Below are 23,350 nucleotides of genomic sequence, written 5' to 3'. Positions count from 1 at the left end.
AAGGTATCCTAGTTATAAATTAAAATTGCTTAAAAAAATAAATATGTCTAAAATTACAACCTGCTTACTTGTATTAATTTGTTTCTTTTGGTTGGGCTTAGAAGCTGCTTCAGCACAAGATACCTATACGGTTGGAAACGGAACTGCAACCTATGGTACATTGGGTGTTTCACCCTTTTCAACCATTAACAGAAACAGTAGAAGCCAATATCTTTATTATGGTCAAGAATTAGTTGACTTAGATGCCATTTCAGGAAATATTATTTCAATTTCCATTAACATTACCGAATTGGCGTTACCTCTAACCTTGAAACCTCAAAATATTAAGATTAAAATGGGAATGACAGACCAATTTGTTCTTCCTTCAACTTTAGTAGAAAATCTTCCGGTTTATTATGAATCCAGTTCAGAAAATATCAGTGCGTTAGGATGGTATACTTTTACTTTACAAACTCCTTTTGAATGGAATGGGTTTAGCAATATTATTGTTGAAATATGTAGAAGTAATGAGGATTTTGGTACTAGTTTTCAAGTTCAAAGTACAGAATTTAATGAAAATGATTTCAGAACCACTGGTTTATACACCAATGAGGAAAATGTGAATGGATGTAGTTTAACCGGTTCTACACCTATGGGTACGGTTAACAGACGGAGAAGACCAAATATGCAGTTTACAATGACTCAGCCATGTACTGGTTTGCCTTCTCCCGGAATTACTGTTGCTACAGCTGGTCCTTACTGTGATGGGAACCAATTCACTTTATCAATTCAAAATGGTTCTATAGAATCAGGGTTGTTCTATCAATGGCAATTTTCTCCAAATGATAATGGCCCTTGGACAGATATTCAAGGAGCTAACAGTTCTACTTATTCAACTTCTCAATCAATAGCAACTTACTATAGAAGAACAACCACTTGTATTGAATCACAGTTAACCATAAACGACCAAGCTTTATTAGTCGGGGGTGAAGGATGTTATTGTACTGCTTTAGTGGTAAATGAAAATCCAGTAGGGATTACAAATGTTACCTTAAATGAGATTGATAATTCTTCTGCCTCAATAGAAGCTTATTCGAGTTTTACAAATTTTCAAACTGAGTTAGAACGTGAACAAAGTTATTCATTATCAGTACGAGTGAATACAAATGGAGGAACGAATTATACCAAAGCTTGGATAGATTGGAATAAAAATGCAATTTTCGAAGAGAGTGAGGAATTTGACTTGGGAATTGTTTCTAGTGGTGTAGATGTTAATTCCGGCATTACTGCAACAATTAATGTGCCTGCTGATGCAGAATTGGGATCAACTATTATGAGAATTAGAACCAGTCAATCTTCAGAGAATAGTTATCCAACAGCTTGTGGTCCTATTGAAAATGGAGAAGCAGAAGATTATTCGATTATGGTTATTGAAAACCTTAGTTCGGAAGATTTTAATTCTAACCAAAATCCTTTGCAGATTGCTACAAATCATAATGGTGTACAAGTAAAAATAAAAGAAGATAATATTGAAAAAATTACAATTTTTGATTTGAGTGGAAGAATTGTATTTGAATCTAATTATCAAAGTGTTTCTGAGGTTTCGGTAGTAAACTTCAAACCAAGTCAACAAATGTGGATTGTTTGCGTGACAACAAATACAGGAAAACAATTCTCAAAAAATATTATTTATTAAAAAAACAACAAAAACCTACAAATCTATAATCCAAAATGAATACTATGAAATCTTTAAAATTAATATTTACCTGCTTTTTTTTGAGTTTGTTATTTTCTCAAACAACTTTAGCACAGTGTGATTTTCCCACTGGAATTGCAGTTTCAAACGAATCTTCAACTTCGGCTACGATCAGCTGGAACGAATCAGCTTCTGCACCGGGTGTTGCCTACCGATTTGAAATAAGAACATCGGGATTACCGGGAAGTGGGAACACCGGATTAGTTCAAAGTGGTTCCACACTTGATGGCATTTTAACCACCGAAATATCCCAATTACAAATTAGTACATCTTATTTTCTTTATGTCCGATTTCAGTGTTCAGAAACTCCTGTTTTTAGCCCTTGGTCACCCGCTATTGAGTTTGAAACTACATCTATTTTAGCCCCTGTTTCTAATCAAGGAATTAACATTTCTGATACTTTTTTTACAGCTGTTTGGTTTCCATCTCAAGGTGCGATAGGCTACCGTATTGACGTTAGTGAAACGAGTGATTTTTCAAATTTTTTACCTGGATTTGAGAATAAATTTGTAATTGGAACAGCTGTTTTTGTTGATGAATTGTCTCCGAACACAAACTACTATTTTAGAGTAAGAGCAGAAGGAAATGGCGGGACAGGTTTTGAAACTAGCCCTAATTCTAATGTTGTAGAAGTTACCACACTAACTGAAGCTTCATCATTTATTGTTTGGACGGAGAATGGATGGATGCCTAATATTGAACCCTCAATTGATTATGACGTGATTATAAATTATGATTATAATACTGGTGGACAGGAAGGAATCGATTTTCCTTTCTATGAATGTAAAAGTTTGACTGTTAATGAAGGTTTTCAGTTTACACTTGCTTCAGGGACTAGTTTAATTGTGTTAAATGAAATTATTAATAATGCCGGTTCCGAAGGAATTGTAGTTGAAAACAACGCCAGCTTAGTTCAAATAGAAGAGGAAGCTCCTGAAAACTTTGGTAAAATTACTGTAAAACGAAACAGTTCTGAAATTTTCAGATTGGATTATACCATGTGGTCTTCACCATTGTCTGATGAATTAACCAATAGTCCTCAAACTTTAAAACAGTTTTCTCCGGGAACAATGAATAACCGATTTTATTCGTATAATACCACAAACGATATTTTTGATTCTATTGCCAATCCTAACGCTGTTTATTTTGAGCCGGGCAAAGGCTATTTAATACGTGTTGATAATAATCATGTGCCTTATGTAGACGAAAATAGCGTACCCGCTTCATGGGAAGGAATTTTTATCGGAACTCCAAATAATGGTGAAATCAGTGTTTCACTCTCTAACACAGGCGAAGGCTATAATTTAATAGGTAATCCTTATCCATCCGTTATTAGTGCTGAGAGTTTCATCGAAAATAACGTTAGTAACATTGACGGAACAATTTATTTCTGGAGAAGAAGAAATAATACTTCTGGAGAAGGTGACACAGGCAGTTTTTATGCGTCTTACACAAGATTCGGTGGAACTGAACCAAGCGTTAGTCAAGGTTCAGCTACCAGTGAAGCTCCAAACGGTTTTATTCAAGTTGGTCAAGGATTCGTAGTAAAAGCTTTACCATCTGCAGCAGAAGTTGTCTTTAATAATTCATTAAGACAGTTTGAAGAATTTGATAACCAGTTTTTTAGATCTTCTTCTGCTGTTCTAGGAACTGAAAAACATAGAATTTGGTTGAATCTAACCAATGTATCAGGAGTGTTTAGTCAAATGTTAGTTGGATATACTGAAGGAGCAACGAATGGAGTTGATTTGGGATTGGATGGTAAATTCATTAATGATTCAAATGTTGCTCTAACTTCGACAATCAATAATGAAGAATTTATTATTCAAGCCAAAGCTTTACCGTTTAACACTGATGATATTATACCTCTGGGATTTAAGATTACTGTATCCGGTGAGTATACCATTAGTTTAGCCAATTTTGATGGAATTTTTGTTGATAATCAAAATATTTATTTGGAAGATACTTTCACAAATACCATTCATAATTTAAAAGAAGGAATCTATACTTTTACTGCTGAAAGTGGTGTGCATAATTCGCGTTTTATTTTGAGATTTTCAAACCAGGGGTTAGGTTTAGAGACAACATTAAATCCAAATGCTGTTTCTGTATTGACTAATGATAATTCAATTAGTATAAACTCTGGTAAAATTGTAATGAATTCAATAATCATCTTTGATGTACAAGGAAGAAAAATAATAGAGCACAATCAAGTGAACTCCTCAGAATTTGTAATAAATGGATTGTCAAAATCCAATCGAGTAGTTATTATTCAAATTAAAGATGAGAATAATAATTCCATCTCCAAAAAGCTAGTGTTTTAAATCTTTAAATACTAATATTTTATGAACTCCTCAAATTTTTGAGGAGTTTTTTGATATATATTAATTATTTTATCAACACGAAAACGTTTTCGAAAAAGAAATATGTTTAAATGTAAATAATAAATTATAACTTTGATTGTGCCTCAATTATTTAAACTTTTACTTGTATTGATGGTTTATTATTGATTGTATTTTGAATAAATTGAACGTATCATTTAAACTTTTTTATTATGAAAAAAATTTTATTATTGGGAGGATTGTTCCTGCTCCCCTATTTAATTCAGGCACAAAATATTTTTTCCGGCGAGCCGATACAATGGGTGGGTAGACCAAACGGATATAGTACAACACCCTACAATTCAGATTATCGTACCACAAGCTATCGTAAAGTTTCAACTACAACAAGTAATCCTTTGGATGGTCGTGGTCAATGGGCTACTACAATTAGGGTGCAAAGTTCCGGAGGTAATATTGCACCAGACAATATGCCTGGTGGTGGTGGAGCAGGTTGGTTATTAATTTCAGGACCTTCTTTTAATCGTTTTCAAAATAAGTGGAATTTTTCCGGAGTAGGTCAGGCTGGTTTAAATGCTATTAATAATATTACCAGACAAGGTGGTGGAGAAGATATGGGTTTAAATATGGGTACTGTAGGTTACTATACTTTTGTTATGCGTGACGCAGGCTATAATAATTCAGAGGTCTACATTGGATATACTTCTTCAGAACCTGTAACCGTTACTAATTCGGGTCAAACTTTTTCTAATGGTCAACCTGTAGTTTCAATTTCCACAAACAACACTCCATCCGCTGGAGAAAATATTTATGTTCGTTATCGTGTAGGAATAAATGATTTTAGTTCCGGAACTTCTTTAGTACAAGCTGTTGGTTCGGGTACTACTTGGAATGCTTCGCTTCCGGTTCAGAATTGCAATACTACGGTTTATTATTATATATTTACAAGTACAAGAAGTTTATCACAATTAAATGCTGATTCAGAGCAAAGTCGTTCACTAGCAACGTTGCGATATGATGATAATTTTGGATCCAATTATTCTTTTAGTGTATCACAATCATCTAATGCAGTACTTTCAGGAAATGCAACAATTTGTTCTGGCGAAAGTTCTGCTTTACAAGTTAGTATTACCGGAGGACTTTCACCTTATACATTGGTTTATTCAGATGGTACGACAAATTTTACAGTTAATAATTATGTAAGTGGTTCAGATATCAATGTTTCTCCAACTTCAACTTCAACATTTTCTATTGTATCAGTTACCGGTGCTAATGGATGTGTTGGAATAGGAAATTCCGGAACAGCATTAATTACTGTAAATGAAAATATTACGTATTATGCGGATACTGACGGTGACGGGTTTGGAGATATTGGAGTAACACAAGATTCTTGTACGGGAGCTCCGGAAGGATTTGTTTTGAATAGTTCCGACTGCGATGACACCAATAATTTGGTTTACCCTGGAGCTATAGAAGTATGCTACGACGGTTTAGACAACGATTGTGATGGAATCATCGATAATGGATGTACACCGATTGTAACAGTAGTTCAGCCTTCTCAATGTGGAATCACTTTGGCAGCAGTAAACAGTTATGTATTCGCCAACATTGTTGCGGGAGCACAAGGATATAGATTTAGAGTTACGAATTTGTCTACCAACCAAGTTCAGACCATCGATCAATTGTTGAGAGCATTCCGCATCACTCAATTAACCAATTATGCATTTAACACTGAGTATTCAGTAGAAGTTTCAGTTAGAATCAACAACGTATGGCAACCGTTCTACGGAACACCATGTAATGTATCTACACCTGATACTACCACACAAATTCAGGCATCTCAGTGTAATACAACGTTGAGTAACATCAACAATTCAATCTTTGCAGACATCGTACCTTTTGCAACAGGATACCGATTTAGAGTAACCAATACGTTGAATCCAATCGATGTTCAAACTATTGATCGTCCAATCAGAGATTTCAGAATGAGTTCGTTATCAAATATTCAATATAACACAACATACAATGTAGAAGTAGCGGTTAGAAATACGGATGGTACATATCTGTCTTACGGTTCGGTTTGTAATATAAATACGCCATTATTCCCAACAACGGGTATTCAAGATGCTCAGTGTGACGATTACCAAGTAACTTCAAACACAGAAATTCTTTTCGCAGAGTCTTATCCAGGAGCAGAACAATACCGATTTTTATTGGAAAATATAGGTCAACCCTATAGTCAAACATTTGATAGACCTTTGAGAACAGTTACTTTAAATAACTTTACAGGACTATTGCCTTCAACAGTATATACAATAAGAGTGGCAATTCAATTAAACGGTGTTTGGGGACCATATGGTAAATCATGCAGTATTATTACCCCGGGATCAGAAAGACCAATTCAAGAAGTAAATGGATTGAATCAAAATGCTACAATTGAATTCAAGGCGATTGCTTATCCAAATCCATTTGTAAACAGTTTCTCAGTTGATTTACAAACAGCAAAAAACGAAAAAGTTAACGTTACTATATATGACATAACAGGAAGACTTTTAGAAGTAAATGAATTAAATTTAGCGGATACTTCTAAGTACTTATTTGGTGGTCATTATCCATCAGGAGTTTATAATGTTATTGTGACACAAGGTGATTTGAAGAAAACTGTGAGAGTAGTCAAACAATAGACTGCTCAAGAACAGTATAAAACAATTAAATATTAATTTGAATTAAACCTCTGAGAAATCGGAGGTTTTTCTTTTATATAAGTATTTTTTTTATTAGTAAAGTTATGAGTAATAATTTATCCACAATCTGACTATTTTCAACACATAAACTCATAAAAAAACAATACATTTGAAAAAATTTTTTTTGAAGATGACTAATACAAAAAACGAAGATTGGTTATTTGAAATTTCTCCAAAAAAATCAGCTTTTGAAATCAATTTAAAAGAGTTGTGGCATTATAGAGATCTTTTGATGTTGTTTGTAAAAAGGGATATTGTAACATTCTATAAGCAAACAGTTTTAGGGCCAATTTGGTTTATCATTCAACCTTTATTAACTTCTGTTATACAATTCATAATTTTTAGTAAAATTGCAGATATACCCTCCGATGGAGTACCCTATTTTTTATTTGTGCTTGCCGGTAATATTTTGTGGTTTTATTTTTCAGATTGCTTAAAAGCTGTTTCGGAGACCTTTACAGCCAATCAAAATATTTTTGGAAAAGTCTATTTTCCCAGGATTATAATGCCATTAAAAGTTATTGTTTCAAATTTAGTTAAATTCAGTATTCAATTTATTTTTTTCATTATTGTATTAATTTATTATATTTTCCAAGGGTATAATATAAAACCAACGTTATTGATACTATTTACACCGGTTCTATTATTTATGGTAGCTATTTTGGCTATGGGAATTGGTATGTTGATTTCTTCTTTAACTGTTAAATACCGTGATTTGAATTTTGTAGTTACTTTTGGAATCTCACTTTTTATGTATGTAACTCCAATTGTATATCCAACCACATTGGTTTTAGAAAAAATTAATCCAAAATACCATATTTTGGTTTATTTGAATCCATTAACGGGTATTTTAGATTTTTTTAAATATGCTTTTTTGGGTTCAGGTTCAATGGATTTATCTTATCTTTTGTACTCTTTGGTTTTTGGCCTACTTGTTCTTCTTTTTGGAATTTTAGTATTTAACAGAACAGAGAAGAGCTTTATTGATGTAATTTAATTTTGATAATTGATTTAAATGAGTGATATACTGTTAAAAGTTGAAAATCTTTCTAAACAATACCGATTAGGGAAAATTGGTACCGGAACATTAAGTCATGACTTAAATCGATGGTGGCATACCGTTAGAGGTAAAGAGGATCCTTACTTAAAGGTTGGCGAAGTAAATGATAGAAGTTCTAAAGCAAACAATCAGTATGTTTGGGCATTAAAAGATATTAATTTTGAAGTAAAAAGAGGTGAGGTTTTAGGAATCATTGGCAAGAATGGTGCAGGAAAATCTACTTTGTTAAAAATTTTGTCAAGAGTAACTTCTCCAACCACAGGAAGTGTTAAAACAAAAGGAAGAATTGCAAGTCTGTTAGAGGTTGGAACCGGTTTTCATCCAGAAATGACCGGTAGAGAGAATATATTTCTGAATGGAGCTATTTTAGGAATGACAAAAAAAGAAATTGCCTCTAAGTTAGATGAAATAATTGAATTTTCCGGCTGTGAAAGATACATTGATACACCCGTAAAAAGATACAGTAGCGGAATGACAGTGCGATTAGCATTTGCAGTAGCCGCTCATTTAGAACCTGAGATTTTGGTCGTAGATGAGGTTTTAGCTGTGGGGGATGCCGAATTTCAAAAGAAAGCAATAGGAAAAATGCAAGATATTTCTAAAACAGACGGTAGAACCGTTTTGTTTGTTAGTCATAATATGGCAGCTGTTAAAAGTTTATGTACCAAAGGAATTGTTTTAGAACATGGAGGAATAACTTTCAGCGGATCAAGTGATGATGCTATTAATTACTATTTAGAGAACTCTTATAAAAAGAGTGAAATTAAATTGAGTGAAAGAATAGACAGAAAAGGAAACAAAAAACTTACAGTTAACAATATTTTTGTAAAAAATAAGGATGGTGTGATTGTGGGAGAAACACACAGTGGTGAATATTATAAAATTATTTTTGAATATGAAAGGATAAAAGAAATAGATCCAAAACAGTTGACAATTGTACTTCAATTTAAAAATGAGAATGATGAGTTAGTTACAACTATTGCAACAGATGAATTAGGAATCAAGTTTTTAGATGTTAAAGATATTGGTTCAATAGAAGTTGAATTACCGCGTTTGCAGTTCAGAGAGGGTAGATATACGCTACATTATATGATTAGTGAAAAATTATCATTTAACACGCCACATCAAACAATTGATTATTTGCAAGATGCTTACACTTTAATCGTAATTCGAGGTGATTATTGGAATTCCGGTGTCCTTAATAGACCGAAAGGTTTTATACAAGAAGCATCTATAAAACTTGTTTAATTAGAATACCCAAAAAAAGTTAATACAATGAGTTTTTTACAAAATAAAAAAATACTAGTTACCGGAGCAGATGGTTTTATTGGTTCCCATTTAGTTGAGTACCTTGTTAATCAGGGTTACCAAGTTAAAGCTTTTTGTTTTTATAATTCTTTCAATTCTTGGGGTTGGTTAGATACATTAGATAAGGAGTTATTAGATAAAGTTGAAATTTTCACTGGTGATATTCGTGATCCAAATGGTATCAGAGAAGCTATGAAAGATTGTAGTGTTGTTTTTCACTTAGCAGCCCTTATTGCCATTCCTTTTAGTTATCATTCACCGGATTCATACATTGATACAAACATCAAAGGAACATTAAATATCCTTCAAGCAGCTAAAGATTTAAATGTCAAACGTATTTTGGTTACATCTACTTCCGAAGTATATGGAACTGCTCAATATGTGCCAATAGACGAGAAACATCCTAAGCAACCACAATCACCTTATTCTGCCTCTAAAATTGGTGCAGATGCCATTACAGACTCTTTTTACAGAAGTTTTAATTTACCGGTCACGATTGTTAGACCATTCAATACTTTTGGACCCCGTCAATCTGCCAGAGCTTTTATTCCAACTATTATTACACAACTTTTGAGTGGTAAAACAGATATTAAATTAGGTGATTTAACACCAACCCGAGATTTATTGTTTGTAGAAGATACCGTTCGTGCCTTTGAAGCAATTGCAAATTGTGAAGAATTAATTGGTCACGAAGTTAATATCGCCACCAATTCCGAAATCAGCATTCAGGAAGTGGCGAATATCCTAATTCAAAATATAAATCCGAAAGCAAAAATAATTACAGATCAAAATCGTATCAGACCCGAAAAAAGTGAAGTGTTCAGACTCTATGGAGACAATACTAAATTAAAAAATTTCACCAATTGGGAATCAAAAACTGATTTCACTCAAGCTATTCTTAAAACAATTGAATGGTTTAGCAACAAAGATAATTTGAGTAAATACAAATCAGACATTTACAACTTATAGTTATGTTGGATTTTAATAGAAAAATTGCCATCTTCGGTTGTGGAGGCTTGTCAAAAGATATTTTTTATTGTTTAAAAGATATTTTTCAATTCAATAACATTTCAATGGATGAGAAAGTTGTTTTTGTTGACAAAGAAGTTAAAAATGGTGACTTTTTTTTAAATTGTCCTTTACGAAATCAAGTTGATTTAGATGTCAATGAATATCAAGTGATTATTGCCATAGGAAATCCTATAATTCGAAAAAAAATCGTAGATGATTTACCTAAATTTACATATTTTCCCACAATTATTCACCCAACAGTATTGCTTAATCCGAAAGTTCTTTTAGGGAAAGGGGTTGTGATTTTGCCCAATTCAATCGTTAGCTGTGATGTAAAAGTGGGCGATTTTAGTATAATTGACAGAGCTGTTCAAATCGGACATGACTGTTCTTTAGCTGAATATGTTCATCTTTCCCCAGCCGCAGTTCTCAGTGGAAATGTTATTCTTAAATCTTTGGTACAAATAGGAACAAATGCCTCATTGAAACAAAATGTAGAAATTGTAGAAGGTACTGTCATAGGAATGGGAGCAGTAGTTTTAAAATCAATTTTTGACATCGGAATTTATGTTGGTAATCCTGCCAAAAAAATAAAATAATGAAAAACACTGCTTTTTGTAGCGTAATTTTTCCGGGTAATCTAATTTACCTAAATGATTTTCTGGATTCATTAGAAAATCAAACAGATAAACATTTTGACCTATTATTAGTTAATGATGGTGTAGGAAATTTACAAAATTATATAGAAAATAGAGAGCTGTCTTTCAAAATCATTAACTTAAGTGGCTCAATTGCAGAAGTTAGAACACAACTTTTTGCTTATTTAAAACAATCGAAATATGATACCATTATTTTTGGTGACACCGATGATTATTTTTCTGAGAATAGAGTAGAAGATTCTAAAAAAAAATTAGAAGTGTTTGATATTATTGCAAATGATCTCATTCTTGTTGATAAAGAAAAAAATGAAATAAGCGGTCCTTATTGGTCAAATCGACCAGAATTAAAACATACTATTTCGATTGAAAGTATTAAAACATTTAATTTTTTAGGATTAGGAAATACAGCCATAAAAAAGAAAGTTTTACCAGATTTTATTCATTTTGAATCCAATCTAATAGCAATTGATTGGTATTTTTATAGTATTTTGCTAAAAAGCAATTGTAAAGTTGGTTTTTCTTTTAGCTCATTTACTTATTATCGTCAACATGAAACAAATATTGTGGGACGAAAAAAACTTACTTTAGAAGATTATTTGAAAGGATTCAATGTAAAATTAAATCATTACATTAGCCTTGCAAAAAATTATACGGAATTCAATGATTTAGCATCAAGATATATGCTATTCAAAAGAAATATTCTTGAAGATGAATACAATAAAATAGAAGAAAAAACAATTATTCAGAATCCCTTTTGGTGGGAAGAAATACAATTATGAAAATACAATTAAGCCCAAATAAAGAAGTTTATAATTTTTGTGAACCTTATATTATCGCTGAAATCGGTGCCAATCATAATGGTGATATGGATTTAGCAAAAAAAATGATTGATAGTGCAGTGGAGTGCGGTTGTGATGCTGTTAAATTTCAATCCTGGACACCAAAATCATTGATAGCAAAAGAAGAATATGACCGGAATCAATCCTATGACGATTCACCAAAAAAACATTTTGGGTCGCTAAAGGAAATGGTAGAAAAGTATTATTTGCGTGATGACCAACATGAAGAGTTAAAGAATTACTGCCAAGAAAAAGGAGTCGACTTTTGTTCGTCTCCATTTTCAATTGAAGAAATAGACATGTTAGTGAAATTGAATGTGCCATTTTTAAAAATCGCTTCGATGGATATTAACAATATCCCATTTTTAAAATATGCCGCTAAAACAATGAAACCGATTGTTGTTTCAACAGGAATGTCAACGTTGGCGGAAATAGAAACCGCTGTACAAACCATTCGAAACGAAGGAAATCAAAATATTGTTCTGCTTCATTGTATTTCAATTTATCCTCCCAAGGATAAAGATATTCACTTGAGAAATATTACTATGTTGCAACAAGCGTTTAATTTGCCAATTGGTTTTTCCGATCATTCATTTGGAGCTTCTATTCCTCTGGCTTCTGTTGCTTTAGGTGCTTGTGTGATAGAAAAACATTTTACTTTAGACAAAGATTTACCGGGATGGGATCATGAAATATCGGCTAATCCGGTTGAAATGAAAACCATTTGTGAAGATTCTAAAAAAATTGCCGCAGCATTGGGTAATGTTTATCGAACAGTTTCTGATGAAGAAGAACAAAAAAAATCAAAGTTCAGAAGAAGTATTGTCTCTTCAAAGAAATTAACAAAAGGAGATGTGATAAAGGAAACAGACCTGGCCTATAAAAGACCCGGAACAGGTATTCCTCCGAATGAATACAACTATTTAATAGGAAGAAAATTAAACACTGATCTTGAAGAGGATTCTTTGTTTAATTGGAATAATTTTGAATAATGATTGCACTAATTCCAGCTCGTGGCGGTTCAAAAGGATTACCGGGAAAAAACACCAAGATACTTTTGGATAAACCCTTAATTGCTTATTCTATTGAATCAGCCTTAAATTCTAAATACATCACAGAAGTATATGTTTCCACCGATAGCGAAGAAATTGCAGAAATTGCAATTAAATATGGTGCCAAAGTACCTTTCTTAAGACCAGCACATTTAGCTTCAGATGAAGCTTTAGCGGTAGATACCTATATTTTTATGCTGGATAAATGGAAAGAATCTGGTTTTGATGTTGATTCGTTCATTATTCTACAACCTACCTCCCCTTTACGTACATCTAAAAATATTGATGAGTCTATCGAACTTTTTCAAAGTAAAAGTGCCTCTTCGGTTATTTCTTATACTGAAGAAAATCATCCGGTTTCATGGCATAAATTTGTCAATAATGATTTAACTTTTTCGCCTATATTTGAAGAAGAATTGTTGAACAGACAACAAAAAAGAAAGACGTATTATCCAAACGGTGCTATATTCGTTTTTAAAGCGAGTCTAATCAGAGAGAAAAAGTACTATAACGAAACTTCATTAGCCTATCTAATGTCCAGAGAAAATTCAGTAGATATAGATACGCTAGAAGATTTTGAATATGCAGAATTTTTGCTAAACAAAAAACTAAATGATTCAATTTCAAGCGAATATTAAAGATTTAAAGTCATTTCAAGATGTGATTTCAAAACTCGATGCCTTTGGAGTGGGTTTTTTGGCAATTGTAGATGACCAAAACAAATTGATAGGAATTGTAACCGACGGTGATATTCGTAAAGCATTGTTGAATCAAAAAAAAGAGGTGAATGAGATTATTAATTTCAATCCGATTACGTTACCACACACTACACCAAGGCATCAAATTAAGTCTTTTTTAGAAGAAAAAAGAAGACTTCATATTCCCTTGATTGATGAAAACAAAAAATTAGTGGAAGTGTTTTTGCTTCATAATTTTTCAGCAGAATATTATCCTAATTATGTGGTAATTATGGCCGGAGGTTTGGGTTCTCGTTTGGGCGACTTAACAAAAGACATTCCTAAACCAATGCTTCATATTAAAGGTAAACCAATGGTGGAGTACATCATAGAATCGTTTAAAAATCAAGGTTTTAATAAGTTTATCTTTTGTATCAATTATAAAAAAGAACTTATTCAAGATTATTTTTTAGATGGAAAAAAACTCGGTGTTTCCATAGAATACATTGAAGAAAAAACCCGACTGGGTACCGCCGGAGCCTTGAGTTTAATTGCTGAAAATAAGTTTACCAAACCTTTTTTTGTTGTCAATGGTGATGTAATTTCAAACATTGATTATTTAAATTTAGTTGATTTTTATAGTTTCTCCCATGCAGATGCAGTTATGTGTGTGAAAGAAATGAGCCATACTAATCCTTATGCAGAAGTTGAATATGACCAAGATTTTAACCTCTTGGACTTAAAAGAAAAACCCACCAAAAAATTTGATGTCAATTTGGGGATTTATCTTCTAAATGAAAAAGTAAGACAATTGCTTCCCAAAAACGAATTTTTTGACATGCCCGGTTTATTTCTAAAGGCGAAAGACAGCAACCTGTGTGTTAAAGTTTTTAAAGCCAATGACGATTGGATGGACATTGGTTTGCCAAACGATTATAGAGCCATTCAAAATGATTAAATCAAGGATTGATATAAAAAATTTCGTTTTAGAAATTGAAAATAAATTTCCGGTCAACCAATGGAAAATAGATTCAATTCATCTTTGGCCTTATTTGCGAATAAAACTTTTTTTTTATTTGATACATTCCATAGAAAAATCGGAAGTAAAAAACAGAGATGAAAAGCCAAAATCTAAAGAAATTTTTTTAAAATCTACATACAGAAATGTAAGAGCAGTTTTCAGATATTATAGATGGCTAAAATCGCTTCCTAAAAAAAAATACATTTTCGTAGGAGCAGATGCCCATCGTGTAGACTATAGAAATGCTAGATTTAACAGATATTTTGATATTTTGATAGAAAAATATGAAATCGAATCAGACTCCATTTATTTTGAATACGGACTAAATTCTGGAAAACAATACAACAAGGATTTAATTTTTACCTTTTCTGAAGCTTTAAAAGGGTTTTTGTATCTAAAAAAATTTAATAAATTACCTCAGAATGTCCATTTAGAAGGATACGATTCTTTTTTGGTTTTTTTGAGTAAAGACAAACTTTTCAATCGATTTATTACAATCTATTCGAAAGAACTTGTTACTCAATGGGCTCATGAAAAATTATATCCAAAGGTGTTATTTTTTAAAAAAGTTTTTCAGATTATTAAGCCGGAAAAAGTATTGATTTTATGTTATTATTTAGATGATATTTTCGCTTTAACAGCAGCTGCAAATCAATTGAAAATTACAACGGTAGAGATGCAACACGGACCTCAATCTAATGTTCATTTAGCTTATAGTAGTTGGTATTATTTGCCTGAATCCGGTTATGATATGGTTCCTAATAACTTTTGGTGTTGGGACAAAGGAAGTCATGATGTAATTCAAGATTGGACAAAAAATAATGCAAATTATTCTGTTGATGTGATCGGCAATCCTTGGATAGATTATTGGAAAACAAAAGAATTGAATTACAACCATCAAAATTATATTCTTTATACTTTGCAACCCAATCCGCTTACCTTAAATCAGTTATTTCCGGAATCAATAGTAGATTTTATTAAAAATAATCCTTATGAGTGGTTCATTCGTTTACATCCAAGACAGTTAAATGAAAAGGATACCATAAAATCTTTTTTAAAAAGTAGAGGTGTATTAGAATTAGTGAACCTTGATGAAGCATCTACAGACCCACTACCGTTGCTACTTTCTAAAGCTTCATTGCATTTAACTCATTTTTCAGGTGCTGCTATAGAAGCCTCTTTCTTCAATGTTTTTACTGTTTTGTTAAATGAGATTGGTGTTTTTTCATTTCAAGATTTAATTTCCTCTCAAAAGGCAGTATATTTGAATCCAGATGATACTAATTTTCAACAAAAATTGAATACTTTCATTCAACAAAAGAGCAACTTGCAAAGTGATATAAATGTAACTTTTTTTAAAAAAAAATTATTTGAATAGTGATGAACTTATTTAATCGAATTTTATTAAAAGTTAAATCCCGTTTAAATGGTTTAAACGCAATAAATACTACCATTAAAATTCCTGAAAGTTCAAAAATTATAGGTTCATTACTCAAAGGAGAAGTCATAATTTTTGAAAATTGTGCTATTGTTGCCAGTGAATTCAAAGGAAAAGTAAGTATTGGAAATTTTTCTTCGGTTAAAGACAGCACACTTAAAGGCGAAATAGAAATAGGTGAATATAACAAAATTTTAGGAGCCACACTATTTGGAAAAATTAAAACGGGTAATTTTACTTCTTTATGGGGACCAAACATTGATATTCATTCTAATCTAATTGCCGGAGTTTCAATAGGAAATTTTTGTTCTATTGCCCGTAATGTTAGTTTTCAATCGTTTAATCATAATTTTAAAAAGCCTACCAGTTATTTTATTGGTCAAAATTTCTTTAAAGAAAAATGGGAAAATGAAAAGGTTTATAAAGGAAACATTATTCTGGAAAATGATGTTTGGATTGGTGCTCATTCTGTCATTTTAGGTGGCGTTACAATTGAAAATGGAGCAGTTGTAGCTGCTAACAGTGTGGTTACTAAAGATGTTCCCGCCTTTGCAATTGTGGCCGGTAGTCCTGCAAAAATTATAGGTTACCGATTTGAACCACACATTATCAGCCAATTTCAAGAGCTGGCATGGTGGAATTGGTCTACAGAAAAGATTAAAAAAAATAAGTCATTTTTTGAACTAGAAGTAACAGAAGAATCATTAAATCATATTATTCATGACTAATGGATTGGTTTCTATCATAATACCAACTTATAATAGAGCTCATTTATTGGGTGATACATTAAATAGTGTTTTATCTCAAACCTATACAAATTGGGAATGTTTATTAATTGATGATAGTTCGACAGATGATACTGAAAATATTGTCACAGGATTTTGTAAAAAAGACCAAAGAATTCAATTTTATAAAAGACCTGAATCTATATTAAAAGGAGCCAATTCGTGCAGAAATTATGGGTTTGAATTGAGTTCGGGTGAATATGTCAATTGGTTTGATAGTGATGATATTATGTTACCGGATTTTCTAGAAAAAAAAATTAATGCATTTACCACTGAAATTCAATTTGTTATTACCTCCGGATTCAATTGGTTTCCAAATGAAGATTCTAAAATAATTTTAGAAATAGAAAATACAGACAATTTGTATGCCGATTTTATCCTTTGGAAGATAAAAATTTTAACACCCTCTGTATTATTTAGAAAATCCTTTTTAAGCTCTAAAGAATTATTTAATACTACAATGAAACGCGGACAAGAAGCAGAATTATTTGCTCGAATTTTTTTTGAATGCAATTCAGCTGATTATAAAATAATTCAAGAATATGGTTTTCTTTACAGACAACATGAAGATTCAAAATCAGCAAAAAATGCCATTTATAACAAAGGATACAAAGAATCTTTATTGTATTTCCTTTTTGAAAATTTTAAAAGAAGTGAAAAAATCAAATCGAATGAGTTATTAGATTTTTTTTATGATAGATTGATAAAATTATTTGTTACCAGTAACAGAAATAATCACCAAGCAGTAACAAGTTCTATCCTAAATGAGTTTTTTCCTCTGTTGTTAAAGTATGATAAAGTAAAAGCGTTAGAACTAATTTTTTTAGGTAAAGTCATGAGTGCTTTCAAGAAATCACCTCAAAAGCTGAGAAACAGATGGTTAAGATTTAAATTTAATTGGAATGGGTAAATTGGTTTCCATCATCATTCCAACGTATAATCGAGCGAATTTAATAATTCAAACGCTCGAAAGTATTCGTAATCAAACCTATCGAGAATTTGAATGTTTAATTATTGATGATGGTTCTGATGATAATACAGAAGAAGTAGTTCAACTTTTTATAAATGCAGACAATCGCTTTCAATTTCTCGAAAGACCTTCAAATAAAATCAAAGGTCCAAATTCCTGCAGAAATTATGGTTTTGAAAAAGCGAGAGGTGAATTTATTTATTTTTTTGATAGCGATGATTTTTTAAAACCACATGCTTTAGAAACTTATATCAATGGTTTTAATCCAGAATCGGATGGTGTTTTGGCTCAAGTAGAAAGAGTTGATAGAATTACAGGGATTTTACAAGACATAAATTCAATTGATTCAGAAAATTTAATTGAAGATTATTTTTTAAATAAAGTGAGTTATTTTGTCTGTGGAATTTTATGGCGAAAACCTTTTTTAGATAATCAACCTGAATTATTTGATGAAGCCATTGGTCATCACGATGAATGGGATTTTAACTTACGAATGATTTATGCTAAAGCAAGAATAGTTAAAATATATCAGCCGTTGGTTGTTTATTATCAACATCAGCATTCTTTTAAAAAAGAAATTCAAAAAGCCAATGATATTCAAATTGAATCAGCCATAAAAGCAAGGTATAAACACTTAAAAATATTGGCAGAACAAAATCCGGATAATGAGAAAATTTTTCTAAAACATATTGCTGATTATCATAAAAAAACGGTAAGGAATAAATTAATCGCTCATCAAAATAATTGGTTCGTATATTATAAAAAAGCTTGTGTTTTATATTTAAGGATTAATTCTTTTACTCCGTTGCTTAAAATGAGTTACGGAGTTGTCTCCTATTCTCTATTCAACAAAGGATATTCATTTTTTGACTAAATTACTATAGATTTTATGTCTATTTTTCATAAATAAATCTAATTTTACACCCTGTTGATTTATTTTAGTTACGAAAAGAATGAAAACAAATTACAAAATTTTAGTTGTTGTTACTACATTTCCTTCTGTAACAGAAACTTTTGTGTTAAATCAGATTACCGATTTGATTGACAAAGGTAATGAAATAACAGTATTTGCTTATGTAAAGCCCAAAAATCAACCTGTTCACCAAATTTTTACAGATTATAATTTAGAAAAAATTACGGTTACTCACTTTAAGAATGCGGGAAGTAAATTGAAAATAATTAAAGCGGCATTTGTTTTTTACAGAAAGTACTTTTTTCAAATTAATCACAAAAAAATCCTCTATTTGCTAAACCCTTTTGAATTAGCAAATAATCTAAAAAAACTAAAAGTATACTACGATTTGCCGATTTTATTATTCAAAAAAAAATTTGATATAGTTCATTGTCATTTTGGTTTTAATGGGAAAAAAGTAGCAGACGCCTTTGAACTTGGTTTGTGTGGTGATTCAAAAGCGGTTTTATCTTTTCATGGTTCAGACCTAACTCCCACAAAAGTTAATCATTATAAAACAATTTATAAAGGAGTTTTTAAACATTTTAGTGCAATCACAACCAATTCCATTTATTTACAAAATATTCTAACCACCGTTAAACCTAATGTTTCAAATAAATATATAATTCCGGTAGGTTTTAAACAAGATTACTTAAAACGGCATTTGATTGAAAAGACAGGAATTAACACGTTTAACATTGTTTTCTGTGGAAGACTCATTAATTGGAAAGGGCCGGATAGAGCCATAAAAATTGTTTATGAAATGATAAAAAAAGGATGTGAAAATGTGGTATTACATATAATAGGAAATGGCGAAATGTTACCACAGTTAAAATCCTTAGCAGAAAAATTAGATATTGATGCTAATGTAGTTTTCTACGGAGCAATGAATCAAGATAATGTTTTTAAAATTATGGCCAACGGTTCCGTTTTTTTATATCCCGGAATTGCAGAAAAGGATACGCAACGTTCAGAAACCCAAGGATTAGTGTTACAAGAGGCTCAGTTTTTTAAATTACCTGTTATTACCTCAGATGTTGGCGGAATTAAATACGGAGTGATTCCAAATGAAAGTGGTTTTTTAATTGATAGTGAAAACGAAGAAGAGTTTGTAGAAAGATTAATCTTGCTCTACAAAAATCCTGATTTGAGAATGGAAATGGGTGAAAAAGGTCATAAATTTGTTTTGAATGAATTTGAAAGCAAAGTCGTTGGGGAAAAAATATTGTCCGTCTTTTCAAATATTTTTGATTAGATTTGTTAAATACAAATTAGTGTAATGATAAAATTAACCACACAAGATTATTGGGAAACCTATTATAAAAAATCGACCGCACAGCGAAAACAAATAGAAATGGTCGTTTCAAAATACGACAAATTTTGGGATTTAGTAATAAAAAACAATGATGAAACTCCACAATCTATCATTGAAATAGGCGGTTATCCCGGTCGTTATTTAGCCTATCTCGCATCAAAATATAACCTAGTCCCAACGAGTTTAGATTTTAATTCTGATAAAACAATTATACAAGAATCATTTCACTCATTTGGAATTGAAAAATATGATATTATAGTAGCTGATTTTTTTAATCATCAACCTACACAACAATATGATATTGTAATATCAAATGGGTTTATTGAACATTTTGAAGACTATCCTGTAGTGATGGATAACCATTTGAAATATTTAAAAAAAGGAGGGACTTTGTTAATTATGATTCCCAATAAACGGTATTATAGTTTCTTGTATAAGGTGTTAGTTGATAAAAAAAATCTTGATGTTCATAATTTGAAATGTATGAACTTTAAGACGTTTACTGACTTTGCAAAACGGAATGATTTAGAAACCATTTGCTTAGAATACTTTGGAGGATTTCAGTTTTCAGTTCATCAAAAATTAAATACTTTTCAAAAAATTATTTATAAATTACATCGTTTCGTGTTTAAATTTTTCTTAAATAAATACATAGAAAAAAAACCAACTAAATTTTTCTCTTCTACTATTGTTGCTGTTTTTAAAAATTAAATAGTTGCTATAAAACGGAAGTATCAAATTTGTTTTTTACTTTTGACTACTTAAAAGTAATATAACTCCATAGTGAAGTATATAACAATTTAATAAATGAATACTAAGCGGGTAAAACAACTAGTTCGAACTATTATTTGTAAGTTTTTTATTTTTTTTTTACATGAAAAACATGTAAAAAAGAACCAATTTATTCAACAAGAAATTGAGTATAACTATTTGATTAGAATCAATAAAAATCTTACTAAAAATATTAAAGAAAAGTTTAGTCATCTGTTGCTTCATTATCCTGAGTTTTCTGTGGTTTTTTTATGGCGAATACAAAGTAAATCATGGTTTTATGACTATTTATTTTCTAAAAATTATAATTGTAAATTTTTTAGAAGCTCCGAGATAGAACCCGGAATGATAGCCTATCACCCTTATGCAACTGTTATCAACGCAAAAAAAATAGGAAAAAATTTTACTTTTAGAAATGGGCTAACCATAGGGAATAAAAATAATGATAATACTTTACTCCCAACAATTGGTAATAATGTTGAAGTAGGAGCCAATGTTGTAATTATTGGTGATATAGAAATTGGTGATAATGTTACTATAGGAGCCGGTTCGGTTGTTGTAAAAAGTGTGCCTTCAAACTGTGTGATTGCAGGAAACCCTGCTAGAATTATTAAAATGTTATAGTCGAAAATGCATAGAATGAAAAAAGTAAGTATAATTTCTCCGGTATTCAATGGTGCTAAATTTTTGCCTTTGTTTATCAAAAATTTATCAGAATATACTTTTCAGGATTTTGAAGTTATTTTCGTAGATAATAATTCTTCGGATGATTCGCTTCAAATTTTACAAACAGAATTATCCAAAACCAATTTAGATTTCAGAATTTTTTCAGAAACTAATCAAGGTTCTGGTTATACAAGAAACACCGGGCTTAAAAATGCAAAAGGGAAATATGTAATTTTTATTGACTGTGATGATCATATTCATCCCAATAAACTAGAGGAAGATGTTAAATTAATTGAACATTTTGATGTGGATTATGTGCTTTGTAGAACTCAAAGAACATACTCAGACGGCAGAACGATGTTACAACCGTTGGAAGGACTCAAAGAAGGATTATTAGAACCTCCTTTAGCTGGTTTAATTTGGTTATCAAACTTTTTCTATCTTCAAGGCCCTGGTGCCGTCTTAGCAAAAAGAGAAGTGATTGATTTTTTAGGTGGTTTTCACACCTCCAAGACAGGTCAAGATGCTTTTTTATTTATTAAGTTAGGACTATATGCAAAAGGATATTTTTATAATAAAGTTTATAATTTTTATTTGCGTCATCAAGAATCTACCATATCAAAACGTAATAAAGAAAAGGATGGGATACTTTTATCCTATTTTAATCTCCGTAAAAATTTATGGGTGAATGAGATTGTTAAAAATAATTTTCAAGCGATGACTATTTTAAAAAGGCAATTAAATGCCGATATTTTAAAATTACATCATTCTGGTCATCATATCAAAGAAATAATGAATGATCCACGATTATTAAATTTTAAATTGAATGCTTTTTTGTTTAACAGATTTAGTTTAATTTTAAATAAAATTGTTCCAAATCCTAAATACAATCCATTTTACAGAATATGGCTCAAAGCAAAATAAAAATTCTCTTTACAATTCCAAATTTTGATACTTCAGGGAGTGGAAAGGTAGTTTATGACTTAGCTAAAAATTTAGATAAAGAAAAATTTGATATTTCAATAGCTTGTAGAAATAATAAAGGCGTTTTTTTTAAAGAAATTGAATCACTCAATTTACCGATTTATTTTTTAGAAATGACTGTTCCTATGAAACCCTATTTAACTTTTTTTTCAAGGATTAAGCCATTTAAAAATTTTATCAAAGAACATAAATTTGATATTGTTGATTCATGGAATTGGAGTAGTGATTGGAGTGAAGTAGTTGCCGCTCGTTTGGGTGGAGCAAAATATATTTACACAAAAAAGGCTATGAGTTGGGGTAACATACATTGGAAAATTAAAAGCTACCTCTCCAATTTTATCATAACTATAAACCATGAGATGATACATTTTTTTCCATCGAAAAAAAACCAAAAATTAATACCACTTGGATTAGATACAAGTTATTATAATCCCGATTTATTTTCCACGAAAGATGAAAGCACTATTTTTAAGATGATTACCGTTGCAAATTTAGTACCGGTAAAAGGTATCGAAATCATCCTAAAAGCTTTAAATGAATTGAAAAATAATTCATTATTTCTAACCGTTTTAGGGGATGATAGAGATCCATATGCTGAAGAACTTCGAGAATTGGTCAAAAAATTGAATTTAGAAAATCAAGTGCAATTTTTAGGAAAAAAAACTGATGTAAGACCCTATTTGACAGATTCTGATTTATACATTATTCCCACATTGAATAATTCACGGAAAGAAGGTATGCCAATGGCTCTAGTAGAAGCTATGAGCATGGCTAAACCTGTATTAGGATCAAATATTTCAGGAATAAATTATGTTTTAAGAGATTTTCCGGAGTTACTTTTCAAAGCAGGAAATGCCTATGATTTAAGTGAAAAAATCAATGAATTTTATCAAAAAAATCATACCGAAAGAACTCAAATTGGTCAAAAGCTGAGACAATATACGATTGATAATTATACGATTGAAAAATGCATTCTAGAGCATGAGATTTTATATCAGAGTCTAATGCACAAAAATTAATTTTA

20 protein-coding genes are annotated in these 23,350 nt (G+C 31.0%); all 20 read left to right on the top strand.

The window, feature by feature from the left end; translation table 11 throughout:
- The first annotated feature begins 43 nt into the window (after window positions 1-43).
- Window positions 44-1,675, top strand: a complete 1,632-nt coding sequence (locus ACIQ0M_RS01060) for a GEVED domain-containing protein (RefSeq protein ID WP_396148840.1) — start codon at window positions 44-46, stop codon at window positions 1,673-1,675.
- 44 nt (window positions 1,676-1,719) lie between these two features.
- Entirely contained in the window at window positions 1,720-4,059 is a 2,340-nt protein-coding gene (locus tag ACIQ0M_RS01055) for a T9SS sorting signal type C domain-containing protein (RefSeq protein ID WP_396148838.1), read from the top strand.
- Window positions 4,060-4,289: 230 nt separating this feature from the next.
- Complete coding sequence (locus tag ACIQ0M_RS01050; protein WP_396148836.1) at window positions 4,290-6,758, top strand: MopE-related protein; 2,469 nt, start codon at window positions 4,290-4,292, stop codon at window positions 6,756-6,758.
- Window positions 6,759-6,948: 190 nt separating this feature from the next.
- Window positions 6,949-7,815 carry an ABC transporter permease gene (locus tag ACIQ0M_RS01045; protein ID WP_396148834.1) on the top strand — a complete coding sequence of 289 codons (867 nt, stop codon included), beginning with the start codon at window positions 6,949-6,951 and terminating at the stop codon, window positions 7,813-7,815.
- A gap of 18 nt (window positions 7,816-7,833) precedes the next feature.
- Window positions 7,834-9,126, top strand: a complete 1,293-nt coding sequence (locus ACIQ0M_RS01040) for an ABC transporter ATP-binding protein (RefSeq protein WP_396148832.1) — start codon at window positions 7,834-7,836, stop codon at window positions 9,124-9,126.
- A 27-nt stretch (window positions 9,127-9,153) separates the two neighbouring features.
- Window positions 9,154-10,155 carry an NAD-dependent 4,6-dehydratase LegB gene (locus tag ACIQ0M_RS01035; RefSeq protein ID WP_396148830.1) on the top strand — a complete coding sequence of 334 codons (1,002 nt, stop codon included), beginning with the start codon at window positions 9,154-9,156 and terminating at the stop codon, window positions 10,153-10,155.
- 2 nt (window positions 10,156-10,157) lie between these two features.
- The gene (locus tag ACIQ0M_RS01030; RefSeq protein ID WP_396148828.1) at window positions 10,158-10,796 is read left to right on the top strand and encodes a NeuD/PglB/VioB family sugar acetyltransferase; all 639 of its coding nucleotides are present in this window, start codon (window positions 10,158-10,160) and stop codon (window positions 10,794-10,796) included.
- Window positions 10,796-11,635 (top strand): hypothetical protein, encoded by an 840-nt coding sequence (locus tag ACIQ0M_RS01025; RefSeq protein WP_396148826.1) that lies wholly within the window; start codon window positions 10,796-10,798, stop codon window positions 11,633-11,635. The genes ACIQ0M_RS01030 and ACIQ0M_RS01025 overlap by 1 nt, the downstream gene beginning before the upstream one ends.
- Window positions 11,632-12,687 (top strand): N-acetylneuraminate synthase family protein, encoded by a 1,056-nt coding sequence (locus ACIQ0M_RS01020; RefSeq protein WP_396148824.1) that lies wholly within the window; start codon window positions 11,632-11,634, stop codon window positions 12,685-12,687. Before ACIQ0M_RS01025 ends, ACIQ0M_RS01020 begins: the two co-directional genes overlap by 4 nt.
- Window positions 12,687-13,385: a cytidylyltransferase domain-containing protein gene (locus tag ACIQ0M_RS01015; protein WP_396148822.1), complete on the top strand. Its 699-nt coding sequence runs from the start codon at window positions 12,687-12,689 to the stop codon at window positions 13,383-13,385. Before ACIQ0M_RS01020 ends, ACIQ0M_RS01015 begins: the two co-directional genes overlap by 1 nt.
- Complete coding sequence (locus tag ACIQ0M_RS01010; RefSeq protein WP_396148820.1) at window positions 13,360-14,382, top strand: nucleotidyltransferase family protein; 1,023 nt, start codon at window positions 13,360-13,362, stop codon at window positions 14,380-14,382. Before ACIQ0M_RS01015 ends, ACIQ0M_RS01010 begins: the two co-directional genes overlap by 26 nt.
- The gene (locus tag ACIQ0M_RS01005) at window positions 14,375-15,823 is read left to right on the top strand and encodes a hypothetical protein (RefSeq protein ID WP_396148818.1); all 1,449 of its coding nucleotides are present in this window, start codon (window positions 14,375-14,377) and stop codon (window positions 15,821-15,823) included. Before ACIQ0M_RS01010 ends, ACIQ0M_RS01005 begins: the two co-directional genes overlap by 8 nt.
- Before the next feature lie 2 nt (window positions 15,824-15,825).
- Complete coding sequence (locus tag ACIQ0M_RS01000) at window positions 15,826-16,611, top strand: CatB-related O-acetyltransferase (RefSeq protein ID WP_396148816.1); 786 nt, start codon at window positions 15,826-15,828, stop codon at window positions 16,609-16,611.
- Complete coding sequence (locus ACIQ0M_RS00995; protein WP_396148814.1) at window positions 16,604-17,578, top strand: glycosyltransferase family 2 protein; 975 nt, start codon at window positions 16,604-16,606, stop codon at window positions 17,576-17,578. The genes ACIQ0M_RS01000 and ACIQ0M_RS00995 overlap by 8 nt, the downstream gene beginning before the upstream one ends.
- Window positions 17,571-18,512 (top strand): glycosyltransferase family 2 protein, encoded by a 942-nt coding sequence (locus tag ACIQ0M_RS00990; RefSeq protein ID WP_396148812.1) that lies wholly within the window; start codon window positions 17,571-17,573, stop codon window positions 18,510-18,512. Before ACIQ0M_RS00995 ends, ACIQ0M_RS00990 begins: the two co-directional genes overlap by 8 nt.
- 79 nt (window positions 18,513-18,591) lie before the next feature.
- Window positions 18,592-19,845, top strand: a complete 1,254-nt coding sequence (locus tag ACIQ0M_RS00985; protein WP_396148810.1) for a glycosyltransferase family 4 protein — start codon at window positions 18,592-18,594, stop codon at window positions 19,843-19,845.
- A gap of 24 nt (window positions 19,846-19,869) precedes the next feature.
- Entirely contained in the window at window positions 19,870-20,616 is a 747-nt protein-coding gene (locus ACIQ0M_RS00980; RefSeq protein WP_396148808.1) for a class I SAM-dependent methyltransferase, read from the top strand.
- 219 nt (window positions 20,617-20,835) lie between these two features.
- Window positions 20,836-21,300: a serine acetyltransferase gene (locus ACIQ0M_RS00975; protein WP_396148806.1), complete on the top strand. Its 465-nt coding sequence runs from the start codon at window positions 20,836-20,838 to the stop codon at window positions 21,298-21,300.
- A 15-nt stretch (window positions 21,301-21,315) separates the two neighbouring features.
- The gene (locus ACIQ0M_RS00970) at window positions 21,316-22,266 is read left to right on the top strand and encodes a glycosyltransferase family 2 protein (RefSeq protein WP_396148804.1); all 951 of its coding nucleotides are present in this window, start codon (window positions 21,316-21,318) and stop codon (window positions 22,264-22,266) included.
- Window positions 22,248-23,345 carry a glycosyltransferase family 4 protein gene (locus tag ACIQ0M_RS00965; protein ID WP_396148802.1) on the top strand — a complete coding sequence of 366 codons (1,098 nt, stop codon included), beginning with the start codon at window positions 22,248-22,250 and terminating at the stop codon, window positions 23,343-23,345. Before ACIQ0M_RS00970 ends, ACIQ0M_RS00965 begins: the two co-directional genes overlap by 19 nt.
- Window positions 23,346-23,350 lie beyond the last annotated feature (5 nt).

This window comes from Flavobacterium sp., assembly GCF_044339515.1.
GTDB lineage: Bacteria > Bacteroidota > Bacteroidia > Flavobacteriales > Flavobacteriaceae > Flavobacterium.
The sequence above is the reverse complement of the archived record's forward strand: the minus strand, read 5'-3'. Positions and strand labels throughout refer to the sequence as shown.

Bases quoted from the DNA above. Each gene is read 5' to 3' on its own strand.
- ACIQ0M_RS01060 (WP_396148840.1), top strand. From the start codon at position 44: ATGTCTAAAATTACAACCTGCTTACTTGTATTAATTTGTTTCTTTTGG.
- ACIQ0M_RS01055 (WP_396148838.1), top strand. From the start codon at position 1,720: ATGAAATCTTTAAAATTAATATTTACCTGCTTTTTTTTGAGTTTGTTA.
- ACIQ0M_RS01050 (WP_396148836.1), top strand. From the start codon at position 4,290: ATGAAAAAAATTTTATTATTGGGAGGATTGTTCCTGCTCCCCTATTTA.
- ACIQ0M_RS01045 (WP_396148834.1), top strand. From the start codon at position 6,949: ATGACTAATACAAAAAACGAAGATTGGTTATTTGAAATTTCTCCAAAA.
- ACIQ0M_RS01040 (WP_396148832.1), top strand. From the start codon at position 7,834: ATGAGTGATATACTGTTAAAAGTTGAAAATCTTTCTAAACAATACCGA.
- ACIQ0M_RS01035 (WP_396148830.1), top strand. From the start codon at position 9,154: ATGAGTTTTTTACAAAATAAAAAAATACTAGTTACCGGAGCAGATGGT.
- ACIQ0M_RS01030 (WP_396148828.1), top strand. From the start codon at position 10,158: ATGTTGGATTTTAATAGAAAAATTGCCATCTTCGGTTGTGGAGGCTTG.
- ACIQ0M_RS01025 (WP_396148826.1), top strand. From the start codon at position 10,796: ATGAAAAACACTGCTTTTTGTAGCGTAATTTTTCCGGGTAATCTAATT.
- ACIQ0M_RS01020 (WP_396148824.1), top strand. From the start codon at position 11,632: ATGAAAATACAATTAAGCCCAAATAAAGAAGTTTATAATTTTTGTGAA.
- ACIQ0M_RS01015 (WP_396148822.1), top strand. From the start codon at position 12,687: ATGATTGCACTAATTCCAGCTCGTGGCGGTTCAAAAGGATTACCGGGA.
- ACIQ0M_RS01010 (WP_396148820.1), top strand. From the start codon at position 13,360: ATGATTCAATTTCAAGCGAATATTAAAGATTTAAAGTCATTTCAAGAT.
- ACIQ0M_RS01005 (WP_396148818.1), top strand. From the start codon at position 14,375: ATGATTAAATCAAGGATTGATATAAAAAATTTCGTTTTAGAAATTGAA.
- ACIQ0M_RS01000 (WP_396148816.1), top strand. From the start codon at position 15,826: ATGAACTTATTTAATCGAATTTTATTAAAAGTTAAATCCCGTTTAAAT.
- ACIQ0M_RS00995 (WP_396148814.1), top strand. From the start codon at position 16,604: ATGACTAATGGATTGGTTTCTATCATAATACCAACTTATAATAGAGCT.
- ACIQ0M_RS00990 (WP_396148812.1), top strand. From the start codon at position 17,571: ATGGGTAAATTGGTTTCCATCATCATTCCAACGTATAATCGAGCGAAT.
- ACIQ0M_RS00985 (WP_396148810.1), top strand. From the start codon at position 18,592: ATGAAAACAAATTACAAAATTTTAGTTGTTGTTACTACATTTCCTTCT.
- ACIQ0M_RS00980 (WP_396148808.1), top strand. From the start codon at position 19,870: ATGATAAAATTAACCACACAAGATTATTGGGAAACCTATTATAAAAAA.
- ACIQ0M_RS00970 (WP_396148804.1), top strand. From the start codon at position 21,316: ATGAAAAAAGTAAGTATAATTTCTCCGGTATTCAATGGTGCTAAATTT.
- ACIQ0M_RS00965 (WP_396148802.1), top strand. From the start codon at position 22,248: ATGGCTCAAAGCAAAATAAAAATTCTCTTTACAATTCCAAATTTTGAT.